Annotated in this window: 13 protein-coding genes; 11 read left to right on the top strand and 2 right to left on the bottom strand. The window is 70.0% G+C overall.

From position 1 onward, the window contains the following. The first annotated feature begins 42 nt into the window (after positions 1–42). The 7 genes from BLV63_RS04130 to purM all read left to right on the top strand — a co-directional run bounded on the left by BLV63_RS04130 (position 43) and on the right by purM (position 6,150). Positions 43–825, top strand: coding sequence for a FadR/GntR family transcriptional regulator (locus BLV63_RS04130; RefSeq protein ID WP_066216368.1), 783 nt, complete (start codon positions 43–45; stop codon positions 823–825). Next, positions 812–1,531 (top strand): cache domain-containing protein, encoded by a 720-nt coding sequence (locus BLV63_RS04125; RefSeq protein WP_066216365.1) that lies wholly within the window; start codon positions 812–814, stop codon positions 1,529–1,531. Before BLV63_RS04130 ends, BLV63_RS04125 begins: the two co-directional genes overlap by 14 nt. Before the next feature lie 288 nt (positions 1,532–1,819). Next, positions 1,820–2,317, top strand: a complete 498-nt coding sequence (gene uraD, locus BLV63_RS04120; RefSeq protein ID WP_066216363.1) for a 2-oxo-4-hydroxy-4-carboxy-5-ureidoimidazoline decarboxylase — start codon at positions 1,820–1,822, stop codon at positions 2,315–2,317. Continuing rightward, complete coding sequence (gene uraH / locus BLV63_RS04115; protein ID WP_066216358.1) at positions 2,314–2,655, top strand: hydroxyisourate hydrolase; 342 nt, start codon at positions 2,314–2,316, stop codon at positions 2,653–2,655. The genes uraD and uraH overlap by 4 nt, the downstream gene beginning before the upstream one ends. A 169-nt stretch (positions 2,656–2,824) precedes the next feature. After that, positions 2,825–3,193 carry an ABC transporter permease family protein gene (locus tag BLV63_RS04110; RefSeq protein ID WP_066216353.1) on the top strand — a complete coding sequence of 123 codons (369 nt, stop codon included), beginning with the start codon at positions 2,825–2,827 and terminating at the stop codon, positions 3,191–3,193. 164 nt (positions 3,194–3,357) lie between these two features. After that, on the top strand, positions 3,358–4,992 hold the full coding sequence (purF, locus tag BLV63_RS04105; protein WP_066216350.1) for an amidophosphoribosyltransferase: 1,635 nt from the start codon (positions 3,358–3,360) through the stop codon (positions 4,990–4,992). 24 nt (positions 4,993–5,016) lie between these two features. Beyond that, positions 5,017–6,150 carry a phosphoribosylformylglycinamidine cyclo-ligase gene (purM, locus tag BLV63_RS04100; RefSeq protein WP_066216348.1) on the top strand — a complete coding sequence of 378 codons (1,134 nt, stop codon included), beginning with the start codon at positions 5,017–5,019 and terminating at the stop codon, positions 6,148–6,150. 98 nt (positions 6,151–6,248) lie between these two features. On the opposite strand, the gene BLV63_RS04095 is transcribed toward purM, so the two are convergent. After that, on the bottom strand, positions 6,249–7,574 hold the full coding sequence (locus tag BLV63_RS04095) for an MFS transporter (protein ID WP_066216345.1): 1,326 nt from the start codon (positions 7,572–7,574) through the stop codon (positions 6,249–6,251). Between the two features lie 234 nt (positions 7,575–7,808). Between BLV63_RS04095 and BLV63_RS04090 the strand changes: the two genes are divergently transcribed. From BLV63_RS04090 to BLV63_RS04075, 4 genes are all read left to right on the top strand, one after another. Next, a complete protein-coding gene (locus BLV63_RS04090) occupies positions 7,809–8,579 on the top strand; it encodes an IclR family transcriptional regulator (protein ID WP_066216342.1) in 771 nt (256 codons plus the stop codon). Positions 8,580–8,739: 160 nt separating this feature from the next. Continuing rightward, the gene (locus tag BLV63_RS04085; RefSeq protein WP_066216340.1) at positions 8,740–9,636 is read left to right on the top strand and encodes a shikimate dehydrogenase; all 897 of its coding nucleotides are present in this window, start codon (positions 8,740–8,742) and stop codon (positions 9,634–9,636) included. After that, complete coding sequence (locus tag BLV63_RS04080; RefSeq protein WP_066216337.1) at positions 9,636–11,522, top strand: bifunctional sugar phosphate isomerase/epimerase/4-hydroxyphenylpyruvate dioxygenase family protein; 1,887 nt, start codon at positions 9,636–9,638, stop codon at positions 11,520–11,522. Before BLV63_RS04085 ends, BLV63_RS04080 begins: the two co-directional genes overlap by 1 nt. 30 nt (positions 11,523–11,552) lie before the next feature. After that, positions 11,553–12,302, top strand: coding sequence for an IclR family transcriptional regulator (locus tag BLV63_RS04075; RefSeq protein ID WP_066216334.1), 750 nt, complete (start codon positions 11,553–11,555; stop codon positions 12,300–12,302). On the opposite strand, the gene BLV63_RS04070 is transcribed toward BLV63_RS04075, so the two are convergent. Continuing rightward, positions 12,299–13,489, bottom strand: coding sequence for an MFS transporter (locus tag BLV63_RS04070; protein ID WP_066216459.1), 1,191 nt, complete (start codon positions 13,487–13,489; stop codon positions 12,299–12,301). The two genes, BLV63_RS04075 and BLV63_RS04070, sit on opposite strands and share 4 nt — an antisense overlap. Positions 13,490–13,636: the final 147 nt, after the last annotated feature.

Raw genomic sequence — 13,636 nt, 5'->3', positions numbered from 1 at the left:
GCACCGACGCCGCGGGGAGCCACGCCAGGAGGGGGTTCACGGATGTCGCTCTCACCCCTCGGCGCGTCCCGCAGCCTCGCCGCGCTGTTCACCCCCATCAAGTCCGGGGGCCTGGTGGACGAGGTCTGCTCCCGGATCGAACTGGCCATCGAGACCGGCCTGCTCACGGCCGGGCAGCGCCTGCCCAATGAAGTGGAACTCGCCTCCGCCCTGGGCGTCTCGGCCGTCACCACCCGCGAAGCCCTGTCCCAGCTGCGGGGCCAGGGGCTCATCCGCACGGTCCGCGGGCGCAGCGGCGGCAGCTTCATCGCCGACGACGCCCTGCCATCCCCGCAGAAGGCCCGCCAGCGCCTCGCCTCTCTCACCCGGCTTCAGATCAGCGACCTGAACCTGCATTACCAGGCCATCGCGTCGGCCTGCGCCGGCCTGGCGGCCCGGCGTGCCACCGCGGACGACGTCGACACCCTCGAGGAACTCGCCTTCCTGCCCGGCAAGGACACCGAGGATCCCCTCGCCTGGCGCATGGCGCACTCCGAATTCGTCCTGGAGATCGCCGCCGCCGCGCGATCCGCGCGCCTGGCCCGCGAGCTGCTCCGCATCCAGGCGGAGCTCGGCACCTTGACGCTGCTGCCCTTCGGGGAACAAGCTTTTCGCGTGGAGGCCACCCGGCTCCATCACGCCATCGCCACCGCCATCGGACAGCACGATCCCCCCACCGCAGAGTCCCTGGTGCGCGAACTCATCCAGAACATCAGTTCATGGCTGCTCAACGAACTCTCCTCGGAGCAGCTCAGCCGCAAGGAGGCGGCTCATGACACACACTGACCCCATCACCCTTCCCCAGCCCGCCGAGGACGCCCCCGAGTCCATCCGGCACCTGAACACCCTGCTCGACACCCTGGACAGCCGCCTGGTGACCTGGGCGGAGCAGACCACCGCCTGGCTCGCGGCCACGCCCCGGATCACGAGCACCGCCGTGGACAAGGTCATCCGGCCCGCCGTCGAAGCGCTGCTCCACCAGCCGGGTTCCCCGTTCGCGGGGGCCGGTTTCGTTGCCAACCTCGGCCTCCTGGCGCCCGACCGCAGCTACATCGCCTGGTGGCAGGGCGACGACATGGAGCGCGTCGACGCCCTGGCGAACTTCAGCCCTCAGCCCGTCAGCCGATACATGCGGGCCGAGTGGTTCCGCGTCCCCGTCTCGACCGGCCTGCCGCACGTCACCGGCCCGTACATCGACCTGCTGTGCACGGACGAATACGTCTGCACCTTCACCCACCCGGTGTTCCGCGACGGTCTCGTGGCGGGCATCGTCGGCCTGGACATCACGGCACAGAATCTCGAGGTGATGGCCCTCGCGTCCCTGCGGACCCTGGGGCCCGAGGCGGCCCTGGTGAGCGACGCCGGCCGCGCGATCGTGGCCGTGAGCCCCTCGGTGGACCCGGGCGACGCCGTGCACGCGGCTCCGGGCTCGGTCTCCTACCGCCTGGGTCGCCACTTCACGGCCCACACCGCGGTCATGCCCGTCGGCTGAGCGCCGCGAGCGCCGCGAGCGCGTGGCATCGGGCTGCCGCGTCGCCGGGTGCGCGACGACGGCGGGTCGCCGCTCGCCCGGCGCCCGCCGATCATCGCCTTCGTGACACGTCGGCGCGCCTGTGACGCTTGACACCCACCCCTCTCGAGCCGTTCAATAATTACGCATATTGAAAATCAACTTTCGCAATGCGAAATTGCGAGGAGCTTTCGGCGGGATGGGTTCACGCGGCGTCAAGGCCCCGCACCTCCCCTCCCGGGACGCCTCCACGCAGAGGACAGAGGACACATGACGCTCGACGAATTCAACGCCCTGTCGCGGGAGGACGCCATCGCCGTCGTCCGCCCGTGCCTGGACATCCAGCGCTGGATCGAGGCCGTGGTGGACGCGCGCCCCTACGCCTCGGCCGGGGACCTGAGCGAGACGGCCGGGTCCGTCGCGGACCCGTTCACCGCGGAGGAACTCGAAGCCGCGCTCGCACACCACCCGCGGATCGGGGAACGGGCCCAGGGGGACAGCAAGGAGGCCTCGCTGTCGCGCAACGAGCAGTCCGCCGTCGACCCCAGCGACCGCGAGGTCCAGGAGGCCCTGGCCGCCGGCAACGCCGCCTACGACCAGAAGTTCGGCCGGGTCTTCCTGATCCGCGCCGCGGGCCGCAGCGCTCAGGAGATCCTGGCCGCGCTGAACGAACGCCTGGGCAACACCCCGGAAGAAGAAGACATCATCGTGGCCGAGCAACTGCGCCAGATCGCCGTGCTCCGCCTGGAAGGAGCCGTGCAGGCATGAGCGTTTCCCAGATCACCACCCACATCCTGGACACCGGCTCCGGCCGCCCCGCCGCCGACGTCCCTGTGATCCTGTTCGCGAATGCCGACGGCGCCTGGAACGAGATCGCGCGCGGCGTCACCGACGCCGACGGCCGGATCAAGAACCTCGGCCCGGAATCCGTCCCCGGCGGCACCTACAAGCTCAACTTCGCCACCGGCGCCTACTACGAGGGCCAGGGCCAGTCCACGTTCTTCCCGGAGGTCGAGCTCACGTTCGCCGTGGCGGACACGGGCGAGCACTACCACGTGCCGCTCCTCCTGAGCCCGTTCGCGTTCTCCACCTACCGGGGCTCCTGACCCTCGCCTCTTCTCCTTCCCCGAACCGCCAGTAGAGGCCCGTATCGCCACCGCATACGGGCCTTTACTGGCGGTTCGCGTACGTGCGGAGCAGGGTGGCGAGCGATCCTGCGGGCCTGCACGGGCAACTCGCAGGGAACGTCCAGTGATCCGGGATACCCTTGAAGGCATGCAGCAGGACCCCACCCGCTCCGGCGACACGACGTTCGAACAGCGCCAGATCACCGTGCGTACCGCCCCGAAGTACGTGCCGTTCCTGGTACTCGGCGGTCTGATCGGCCTGGCCGTCGCCGCGATCTCCGCCTTCGGGTTCCCCAACCCGCAGTCGGCTTCCAACCCGGCCCGGTCCTACGACCCCAGCACGGTCTTCGGGTTCCTGGCCGTCCTGTTCGCCGGGATCGGCGTCGTCCTCGGCGCCATCGTGGCACTGATCCTGGACCGTGTGGGCCGCAAGCGCAGCCGCATCGCGACCGTTCAGGCCCTCACCCCGGAAGAGGACCGAGCGGCCGAGCAGGCCGAACGGGACGCCGACGCCTGACGGCGCCCCCTCACCTTCCCTACGGCCGCCGCACCGCGGCTGAGCAGGCTCTTCACCGCTTTCCGCGACCCTCTCGACCGCGCCCGGCGCACGACGGCGGAGGGCCGCCGTCGCGCTTCCCGTCACAGGGCGGCGCGTCCCTCCGGACATGCGATAATTGAGCAGTGGCACGCGGCGACGGAAAACTCACACACGATCTTCTTCCCGGCGAAAAAGGCCCCCAGGACGCCTGTGGCGTCTTCGGCGTCTGGGCACCGGGCGAAGAAGTGGCAAAACTGACCTACTACGGCCTTTACGCTCTGCAGCACCGCGGACAGGAATCCGCCGGCATTGCAACCAGCGATGGGCAACGCATCAACGTCTACAAGGACATGGGACTCGTGTCCCAGGTGTTCGACGAGACCACCCTCAACACCCTCACGGGTCACCTGGCCGTGGGGCACTGCCGGTACTCCACCACGGGTGCGAGTCACTGGGCCAACGCCCAGCCGACCCTGGGGGCGACCGCCAACGGCACCGTGGCCCTGGCGCACAACGGCAACCTGACCAACACCGCCGAACTCCGCCAGATGATCATGGACCGCACCGGCGGCCAGCTCAGCGGCGAGATGAAGCAGGGCAACACCTCGGACACGGCGCTCGTGACCGCTCTCCTGGAGGGCGACACCGGCAAGACCCTGGAGCAGACGGCTCTGGAGCTGCTGCCCAAGATCAAGGGCGGCTTCTGCTTCGTCTTCATGGATGAAGGCACCCTCTACGCCGCCCGCGACACCTACGGCATCCGCCCGCTGGTGCTCGGCCGCCTGGAGCGCGGCTGGGTGGTGGCCTCCGAGCAGTCCGCTCTCGCCACGGTCGGCGCGAGCTTCATCCGCGAGATCGAACCGGGCGAGTTCCTGGCCATCGACGAGAACGGCGTCCGCACCCAGCGCTTCGCCGAGGCCACCCCGGCCGGCTGCGTCTTCGAGTACGTCTACCTGGCCCGTCCGGACGCTTCGATCGCCGGCCGCTCCGTCTACGAATCCCGCGTGGAGATGGGCCGTCAGCTGGCCCGCGAGAACACCCACGAGGCGGACATCGTCATCCCCGTGCCGGAATCCGGCACCCCCGCCGCCGTCGGTTACGCCGAGGAGTCCGGCATCCCGTTCGCGCACGGCTTCGTGAAGAACTCCTATGTGGGACGCACCTTCATCCAGCCCTCGCAGACGCTGCGCCAGCTGGGCATCCGCCTCAAGCTCAACGCCCTCGAGTCCGTGATCCGCGGCAAGCGCGTGGTCGTGGTGGACGATTCGATCGTGCGCGGCAACACCCAGCGCGCCATCGTGCGCATGCTGCGGGAGGCCGGGGCCAAGGAGGTCCACGTCAAGATCTCCTCGCCGCCCGTGCAGTGGCCGTGCTTCTACGGCATCGACTTCGCATCCCGCGCGGAACTGATCGCCTCCGGCGCCTCCATCGAGGAGATCTCCAAGGCGATCGGCGCGGACTCGCTGGCGTACATCTCCGAGGACGGCATGATCGCCGCGACCCACCAGCCGCGCGAACGCCTCTGCACCGCCTGCTTCACGGGCAAGTACCCGATCGCCCTTCCGGATCCGGAGCTGCTCGGCAAGAACCTGCTGGAGCGCGAGGACGAGGCTCCGGCCGACACCCAGGCGGTCCCCGCCCCCACGGCCGAGCCATCCGAGGAGCCGCAGGTCGCTCCCACGGGCGAGGTCGTCGCGGGCGCCACCGGATGCGATCCGGGCCCCGACTCCGAGTTCGAGAACTTCCTGACCGACGCAGACAAGCGCCCCGCTTCCTAAGCCGCGCCCACCAGAAAGGCAGCCATGAGCTCCTCCCCCGCCGAGAACGGCATCACCTACGCCTCCGCCGGCGTCGATGTGGAAGCCGGCGACCGCGCCGTCGAACTGATGAAGGACGCCGTCAAGGCCACCCACAACTCCTCCGTGCTGGGCGGCGTGGGCGGCTTCGCCGGCCTCTTCGACGTCTCCCGCCTGCTGACGTACCGCAAGCCGCTGCTCGCGACGTCCACGGACGGCGTCGGCACCAAGGTCGCGATCGCCCAGGCCATGGACATCCACGACACCATCGGCTTCGACCTGGTGGGCATGGTCGTGGACGACATCGTCGTGGTGGGCGCCGAGCCGCTGTACATGACCGACTACATCGCCTGCGGCAAGGTGGTCCCGGAGCGCATCGCGGACATCGTCCGTGGCATCGCCGCGGCCTGCTCCGTGGCGGGCACCGCGCTGGTGGGCGGCGAGACGGCCGAGCACCCCGGTCTGCTGGGTGAGCATGAGTACGACGTCGCGGGCGCGGCCACCGGTGTGGTCGAAGCTGACGCGCTGCTCGGCCCGGAGCGGGTCAAGGCGGGCGACGTCGTGATCGGCATGGCTTCCTCCGGCCTGCACTCCAACGGCTATTCCCTGGTCCGCCGCGTCATCAACCACGCCGGCTGGGAACTGGACCGTCAGGTGTCCGAGCTCGGCCGCACGCTCGGCGAGGAGCTCCTGGAGCCCACCCGCGTGTACGCCGCCGACTGCCTCGACCTGACCCGCACCTTCCCGGTGAACTCCGGCAAGGGCATCAACGGGTTCAGCCACGTCACGGGTGGCGGCCTGGCCGCCAACCTGGCCCGTGTGCTGCCGCAGGGCCTGCTGGCCACGGTCGACCGCAACACCTGGGAGCTGCCCGCGATCTTCAAGCTCGTCTCCGAGCTGGGCAACGTGCCGCTCGCCGATCTGGAGCGCACCCTGAACCTGGGTGTGGGCATGATCGCGATCGCGTCCCCCGAAGCCGCGGATGCCGCCGTCGCGCGTCTGAACGAGCGGGGACTGCCCTCCTGGGTCATGGGCACGGTCGCCGAGGACACCGGCGCCTTCACCGGCACGGTCGACTACGTCCAGGGTGCCAAGGGCGTCGACGGCGGCGCGGTCCGCCTGGTGGGCCAGTACGCCTGACCCTCCCACCCCCTTCATCGACTGCTCCATACGATGTCGAAATCCCCCATTTCCGGGGAAAAACGACATCGTATGGAGCAGTCGATCGTTAAGGGGTGCTACTTCAGGCCGAGCTGGGCGGTGGGGACCTTGGCCGTCTCGCGGGCTGTCAGCGCCGACACCGCGGCGATCACGCAGATGACCGCGGCGAAGATCGACGTCTGGACCCAGCCGCCGGGGCCGGTGCCGCCGATCGCCGAGACGATCGTGGGAGCGAAGCCGGCCATGAGGAATCCGAGCTGGGTTCCCACGGCCAGACCCGAGAAGCGGACCTGGGTGCTGAACATCTCGCCGTAGAAGGACGGCCAGACCGCGTTCGCCGCCGCATAGCCGCAGGAGAAGTACACGATGGCGGCCACGAACATCAGCGGGACCGAACCGGACTGCAGGCTCAGGAAGAACAGCGGCGTCATGACCGCGCTGGACAGGGCGCCGTAGACGAACAGCGGCTTGCGGCCGAAGCGGTCTGCCAGCGTGCCGAAGAACGGCTGGGTGCCGAGGGCCACCACGTTCGCCACCACCACGAGCCACAGCGTCACGGTGCTGTCCACATGGGCGACCTGCTTGCCGTAGCTGATGGCGAGGGTGCCGAAGACGGTGCTGATCGCGGCGATGAAGGCGCAGCAGATCACGCGGACCACGTCTCGCCAGTGATACTTCATCAGCTCGACGAAGGGCAGCCGCGCTTTCTTGGCCTCGGCGAAGGTGGTGGGCTCGTGCAGGCTGCGGCGGATGAAGAACGCGACCACGACGACGGCGGCGCTCAGCCAGAACGGGATGCGCCAGCCGATGCCGTACTTCAGGTCGTCCGGCAGGGCGACGACGGGGATGAAGGCCAGGGCGGCGAGGATCTGCCCGCCCTGCGTCCCGGTGAGGGTCCACGAGGTGAAGAAGGCCCGGCGGTCGTCGGGGGCGTGCTCCAGCGTCATCGAGGAAGCGCCCGCCTGTTCACCTGCCGCGGAAAGGCCCTGGCAGAGACGCGCGAGCACCAGGAGGGCGGGTGCCCACCAGCCCACGGTCTTGAAGTCCGGGAGGCAGCCGATGACGAAGGTCGAGGCGCCCATCAGGACCAGGGTGAACATGAGCACCCTCTGTCGTCCGAGTCGGTCGCCGAAGTGGCCCAGGAAGACCGCGCCCACGGGCCGGGCGATGTAGGCGAAGCCGAACGTCGCGAAGGACATGATGGTGGCGTTCGCATCGGCGCTGGGGAAGAACACCTTGGGGAAGATCAGCGCCGCGGCGGAACCGAAGATGAAGAAGTCGTAATACTCCACCGCGCTGCCGAGGAAGCTGGCCAGGGCGGCCTTCCGGGGAGTGCCGGAGTGGCCCGCGGCCGCTCCGGAGGGGACGGCGCCCGGCGCTGCGGGCGGAAGGGTCTGGTTCATGGGATTCCTTCGGTGTGACGGCGATGTCGCATCAGGGTGGAGTCGCTGGGGTGAATGCGGGCGGCCGGCCCGGATCACGGTTTCGGCTGGCGAGAGAATTCCCGCTCGGCAACAGCTTCCGGATCATGAGAGCTGTTGGTGCGATACAGAAGATTCTGGCTGTGAGCGCCGTCACTGTCAAGAATTTTTCTCACGATCTAGATATAGCTCTCACAATGTGGCAATCTTCTCTTCATGAGCGAGAAGGAAACCGGCAAGACGGACATGATCGGCAAGGCATTGAGCCTGCTCGTGCTGCTGGGCGATGAACCGCGTGGCGCGAGCGCCGCGGAACTGGCGCGCCGATCCGATCTGCCGTTCAGCACCGCCTACCGACTGCTGGGCTCCCTGACGCGGGACGGTTTCGTGGATTACGAACCGGAGGGACGCCGGTATCACCTGGGCCTCCGGGTCTTCCAGCTGGGGCAGCGCGTCTCGAATCACCACGGCTTCGCGGGAACGGCGCGGCCGGTCCTGCAACGGGTCACCGAAGGCACGGGCGAGGCGACGATCCTCTCCGTCCGGGATCAGCACCGCTACCTGACCGTGAACAAGGTGGACGGCCCCCAGATGTTCCGCGTCACGAGCGATCCCGGACACCTCGGCCAGCTGCACACGACGGCGGTGGGCAAGGTCCTCGTGGCGTTCGCGCCGGACGAGGAGCGGGAGGCGCTCCTGGCCGAGCTGGAGCTGACGCCCCTCACCGAACACTCGATCACGGACCGCGAGGCGTTCCGCGCCGAGATCGCCCGCGTCCGGCATCAGGGCTTCGCCCTCATGGACGAGGAGAACGAGATCGGCATGCGGGCCATCGCGGTGCCGGTGCTCGCCGGCCACGGCGGCGTGCTCGCGGCCCTGGCCACGGCGGCGCCGGTGTTCCGGATGAGCGTGGAACAGCTGCAGGGCGCCGTCCCCCTCCTGCGGGACGCGGCCGGCGAGCTGGCCGCGCGCCTGCCGTCGCGATGAGCGCAGCGATGAACCCCGTCACGGGCCGCACACCCGCTCGCAGCGCCCGCTCGCGACATCCGTTCGGCATGCGAACACTTGTGCTTGATGTGAACATCGTGTGTACCCTGGGTCATACCGTCCGGCATTGAACCCCCAGGCCGACAAAGGAGCGAAGAGCATGAGCACTCGAGCAGGATCATTCCTGGTGGGCCTGGTGGGCGAGGGCGTCCTGCCGTCCCTCACCCCGCCGATGCATGAGCGGGAGGGCGACCGGCAGGGCCTCCGGTACCTGTACCGACCCCTCGATCTGCTCGAGACCGGCCTCCCCGCCGGCTCGATCGGCGAGCTGCTGCGGTGGGCCGCCGATCTCGGCTTCAACGGTCTGAACATCACGCACCCCTGCAAGCAGCTCGTGATGGCGCATCTCGACGAGGTGTCCGAGGACGCCCGGCGGCTCGCCGCGGTGAACACGGTCGTGATCGAGGACGGACGGTTCATCGGCCACAACACCGATTTCTCCGGCTTCGCCCGCGCCCTCGCCGACGGCCTGCCGGGAGCCTCGCTCGAGCGGGTGGTGCAGCTGGGTGCGGGAGGCGCCGGGTCCGCCGTCGCCTATGCGCTCCTGACCGCCGGCGTCGGGGTGCTGGATCTGGTGGACACGGACCCGGTCCGGTGCGCCGAGCGCGCCGAGAGCCTGCGGGCGCTGTTCCCCGGCGCGGTCGTCACCGCGCACACCCCGGACGAGCTGCCGGCGCTCCTGCCGCTCGCCGACGGTCTGGTGCACTGCACGCCGATCGGCATGGCCGCGCACCCCGGCCTGCCGTTGGATCCGGCGCTGCTGGAACCCCGGCACTGGGTGGCGGACATCGTCTACCGTCCACTCGAGACCGAACTCGTGCGACGGGCCCGGGCCATCGGCTGCCGCGTCCTGGACGGGGGCCGCATGGCGGTGGGGCAGGCCGCCGACGCCTTCCGGCTCTTCACCGGCCACGACGCCGACGCCGGCCGCATGCGCGAACACTTCCTGGAGCTGATCGCGGCGGAGGACGCCACCGCTACGGAAGGGGGCCGCTGATGCGCACGGGAGTCGCCACCGTCTGCCTGTCCGGCACGCTGCGCGAGAAGATGCAGGCCTGCGCCATCGCCGGCTTCGACGGGATCGAGATCTTCGAGCCCGACCTGATCACCTCCCCGCTCAGTCCCGAGGACGTCCGCTCCCTGGCCGCCGACCTCGGCCTCGGCCTCGATCTCTACCAGCCTTTCCGTGACTTCGACAGCGTCCCCGAGGACCTCCTGCGGGAGAACCTCCGCCGCGCCGATGCCAAGTTCCGCCTCATGTCCCGCCTCGGCATGGACACGATCCTCGTGTGCAGCAACGTCGCCACCGCACAGATCGACGACGACGGCCTGCGCGCCGAGCAGCTCGCCCGCCTCGCGGAACTCGCCGGTGAGCACGGCGTGAAGGTGGCCTACGAGGCGCTGGCGTGGGGCAAGTACGTCAACGACTACGAACACGCCCACCGGCTCGTCGAGATGGTGGACCACCCGAACCTCGGCACCTGCCTGGACTCCTTCCACATCCTCTCCCGGGACTGGGACACCGCGCCCATCGAGGCCTTCGACCCGGAGAAGATCTTCTTCGTCCAGGTGGCCGACGCCCCGCGCCTCTCCATGGACGTCCTGTCCTGGAGCCGCCACCACCGGGTGTTCCCGGGCGAGGGGCAGTTCGACCTGGCGAAGTTCATGGGCCACGTGATCCGGGCGGGCTACTCCGGTCCCGTCTCCCTCGAGGTCTTCAACGACGTCTTCCGGCAGGCCGATGTGGACCGCACCGCGGTGGACGCCATGCGGTCGCTCATCTGGCTGGAGGAGCAGAGCGCACGCTGGCTCACCGAGCAGGACGGGGGCACGGAGGCTGCGCACCGCCGTCGTCACCCGATGGAACTGGCCACCCTGCCCCGGGTGCCGGAGCCCGCCGGCTTCGACTTCGCCGAGGTGAAGGCCGAGGACACCGCCGGACTGGAGACGCTGCTCGGGCAGCTCGGCTTCAGCTTCGCGGGACGGCACCGCACCAAGGACGTCCAGCTCTGGACCCTGGGCCAGGCGCGCGTCATCATCAACGAGCAGGCGCCCTCCCAGGCCGAACCCGCGATCGCCGCGCTCGGTTTCGACGTCGAGTCACCGCTGCTCGCCTCCGCGCGAGCCCAGCAGCTGAAGGCGCCCGCGGTCGCCCGCACGGTCCAGGCCGACGAGGAGGTCTTCCAGGGGGTCTCAGCCCCGGATTCGACGGAGATCTTCCTGTGCCAGAGCCGCCCGGGAGGAGTCGCCGTGTGGACTCACGAATTCGGAGACGGCGACGGCCCCGGGAAGGTGGGCGGCGCCGCGACGATCGACCACGTGAACCTGGCCCAGCCGTGGCAGCACTTCGACGAGGCCGTCCTCTTCTACACGAGCGCCCTGGCGCTGGAGCCCGCGCCGTTCGCCGAGGTGCCCAGCCCCACCGGCCTGGTCCGTTCGCAGGTCATGCAGACCTCGGACCGTGCCGTGCGCCTGGTGCTCAATCTCGCCCCCGTGGTCCAGCAGGGCCTCGATTCCGGCGGGGATCCGGGCCGCAAGACCTACCAGGAGCACATCGCCTTCGCCGTCGACGACCTCGTGGCCACGGCGCGTGCGGCGAAGGACCGGGGGCTGGAGTTCCTGCCCATCCCCGCCAACTATTACGAGGACCTGGACGCCCGGTTCCAGCTCGATCCGGAGTTCCTGGCCACGCTGCGGGACCTCGATCTCCTCTACGACCGCGACGGCGACGGCGAGTTCCTGCACTTCTACACCGCCACGGTGGGCAGCGTCTTCTTCGAGATGGTGGAGCGCCGCGGCGGCTACGACGGTTACGGCGCCGCGAACGCCCCGGTCCGCCACGCCGTCCAGTACGACGCCCGTCAGGACCGGCCGTCCGCCTGAGCGGCACGGCCTGGCACGAGGAGGTGTCTCATGGCGAACTCCGCATCGGGTGACTCCGCGGTGGACCGCGTGGTGCGGCTGCTGGCCGCCTTCCCGGAGGGCACCCCCAGACTCCCTCTCTCCGACCTCGCGGCCCGGGCGGGGCTGCCGCTGTCCTCAGCGCATCGCCTCGTCCGCCAGATGAGCGATCACGGACTCCTCGACGTCGAGGAGGGCGGTGCGGTGAAGCCGGGGCTGCGCCTCTGGGAACTCGTCAGCCGGAACGCGCCCACTCTGGAACTGCGCACCGTGGCCCTGCCCTTCATGGAGGACATCCAGCAGGTGCTCCGGCAGAACGTGAATCTCGCGGTGCTGGACGGGCCGGACGCCCTGTTCGTGGAGCGGCTCTCCCGGCCGGGCTCGGTGGTGAACCGGGCGACGGTCGCGGGCCGGCTCCCCGTGCACCTCTCCTCGGCGGGTTTGGCGCTCATGGCGTTCCAGCCGCGGGAGGTCCAGGCGGAGTACGTGGCGCGGCAGACCCTCGCGGGCGCCGTGCCGGAGGACGAACTCCGGCTGCGGCTCGCGGAGACCGCCCGCAACGGGTATGCCCAGCTCGTGGGGATCCTCGACCCGGACACGTCGGGCATCGCCGCGCCCGTGCTGGACCCGCGGGGGCACGCCGTGGCCGCGCTCGGCGTCGTCGTCCCGGTGACGGAGGTGCGCCTCCGGGAGATCGTGGCGGCGCTCCAGGCCGCGGCGCAGGGTGTGCGGCGCGGCCTGGAGACGCTCCGGCGCGCTTAGTCCGCCGGGCGCGACGTCGGGATGAACAGCAGCGCGGCCAGCGCCGCCACCGCGGCGAGGGCGAACACGTAGAAGCCCCACGGATAAGCGATGCCTCCGGCGACGAGCGCTCCCGTGACGGCCGGCCCCAGGATGGCGCCCACGCGGCCGACGCCCGCGGAGAAACCGAGTGCGGTGCCCGTGAGTTCGCGCGGGAAGAGCTGGCTCACCCACGCGTACACCAGGACCTGCGCGCTGAACACGAACACGCCGGTGACGAAGACGGCCAGGTCGAGCAGGAGCTCGTTCTGGAGCTTCAGGCTCAGCAGGGCGAGCAGCACCGCGGCCAGGCCGAACCAGAGCAGGGTGATCCGTTTGGTGCCGTGCCGGTCGGCCAGCCAGCCTGCCAGCAGGAGCCCGGCCACGGCGCCGAGATTCAGGATGAACAGCAGGGCGAGGGACGAGCTCATGGAATACCCGGCACTCGCCATGAGGGTCGGGAGCCAGGTGTTCAGGCCGTACACGAGCAGCAGCCCCATGAAGGACGCGGCCGCGATGCCCGCCGCGATGAGCGGGTACGGCTTCCGCAGCAGGACCCGGAAGCCCGGCTTCGCGCCGGCGGCAGCGGGCTTCCCCGCCTGTTCCCCCGCCGCCGCCTGGTCCTCGACGGGAGCGCCCACGGCGAGCCGGTCCACCGTGGTGTCCGGCAGACGGAACCACAGGATCGGTGCGAGGACGAGCCCGGCGATGCCGCCGATCACGAACACGGCGCGCCAGTCGGGGATGAGGGCCAGCGCGAGCAGCGAGGTCACCACGGCGCCGGCGTGATAGCCGGTCATGGTCCGGGTGGTGGCGCGGGCGGAGGAGGACGCGGGCGCGAAGTCGTTCATGTAGGCCAGGGCCGCGGGCAGGCAGGCCCCGAGGCCGACGCCGGCGAGCAACCGGAAGGCGCTGAAGACCGCGACGTTGGGGGCCACGGTCACGGCGAGGGTGAAGATGGAGAACCACAGCACGCAGGCCACCAGGAGGCGCTTGCGGCCGAAGCGGTCGGAAAGCGGCGCGATGAAGAGCGCACCGAGCCCCACTCCCACGAGCGAGAGGGTGGCCGCCAGGGTGGCCCCGGCGGGATCGAAACCGAGGTCCTTGCTCTTGAGCAGAGTGGGGATCACGGCCCCGAGGACCACCAGGTCGAAGCCGTCCAGCACCATGGCCAGCCAGCAGAGGGCGGCCGGCCCGGAGGACCGGGGACGGCTGGTGACGGACGGGGAAGAGGACGTCGGGGAGGGGGACGACACTGTCACGAAAGGACCTCCTGAAGGGGATGGGTGTGAGAGGTGTATCACTTCGCCGACCCG

The sequence above is a fragment of the Arthrobacter woluwensis genome (assembly GCF_900105345.1).
GTDB lineage: Bacteria > Actinomycetota > Actinomycetes > Actinomycetales > Micrococcaceae > Arthrobacter_E > Arthrobacter_E woluwensis.
This window is presented reverse-complemented; position numbering and strand designations above follow the sequence as displayed.

Bases quoted from the DNA above. Each gene is read 5' to 3' on its own strand.
- BLV63_RS04130 (WP_066216368.1), top strand. From the start codon at position 43: ATGTCGCTCTCACCCCTCGGCGCGTCCCGCAGCCTCGCCGCGCTGTTC.
- BLV63_RS04125 (WP_066216365.1), top strand. From the start codon at position 812: ATGACACACACTGACCCCATCACCCTTCCCCAGCCCGCCGAGGACGCC.
- uraD (WP_066216363.1), top strand. From the start codon at position 1,820: ATGACGCTCGACGAATTCAACGCCCTGTCGCGGGAGGACGCCATCGCC.
- uraH (WP_066216358.1), top strand. From the start codon at position 2,314: ATGAGCGTTTCCCAGATCACCACCCACATCCTGGACACCGGCTCCGGC.
- BLV63_RS04110 (WP_066216353.1), top strand. From the start codon at position 2,825: ATGCAGCAGGACCCCACCCGCTCCGGCGACACGACGTTCGAACAGCGC.
- purM (WP_066216348.1), top strand. From the start codon at position 5,017: ATGAGCTCCTCCCCCGCCGAGAACGGCATCACCTACGCCTCCGCCGGC.
- BLV63_RS04095 (WP_066216345.1), bottom strand. From the start codon at position 7,574: ATGAACCAGACCCTTCCGCCCGCAGCGCCGGGCGCCGTCCCCTCCGGA.
- BLV63_RS04090 (WP_066216342.1), top strand. From the start codon at position 7,809: ATGAGCGAGAAGGAAACCGGCAAGACGGACATGATCGGCAAGGCATTG.
- BLV63_RS04085 (WP_066216340.1), top strand. From the start codon at position 8,740: ATGAGCACTCGAGCAGGATCATTCCTGGTGGGCCTGGTGGGCGAGGGC.
- BLV63_RS04080 (WP_066216337.1), top strand. From the start codon at position 9,636: ATGCGCACGGGAGTCGCCACCGTCTGCCTGTCCGGCACGCTGCGCGAG.
- BLV63_RS04075 (WP_066216334.1), top strand. From the start codon at position 11,553: ATGGCGAACTCCGCATCGGGTGACTCCGCGGTGGACCGCGTGGTGCGG.
- BLV63_RS04070 (WP_066216459.1), bottom strand. From the start codon at position 13,489: ATGGTGCTGGACGGCTTCGACCTGGTGGTCCTCGGGGCCGTGATCCCC.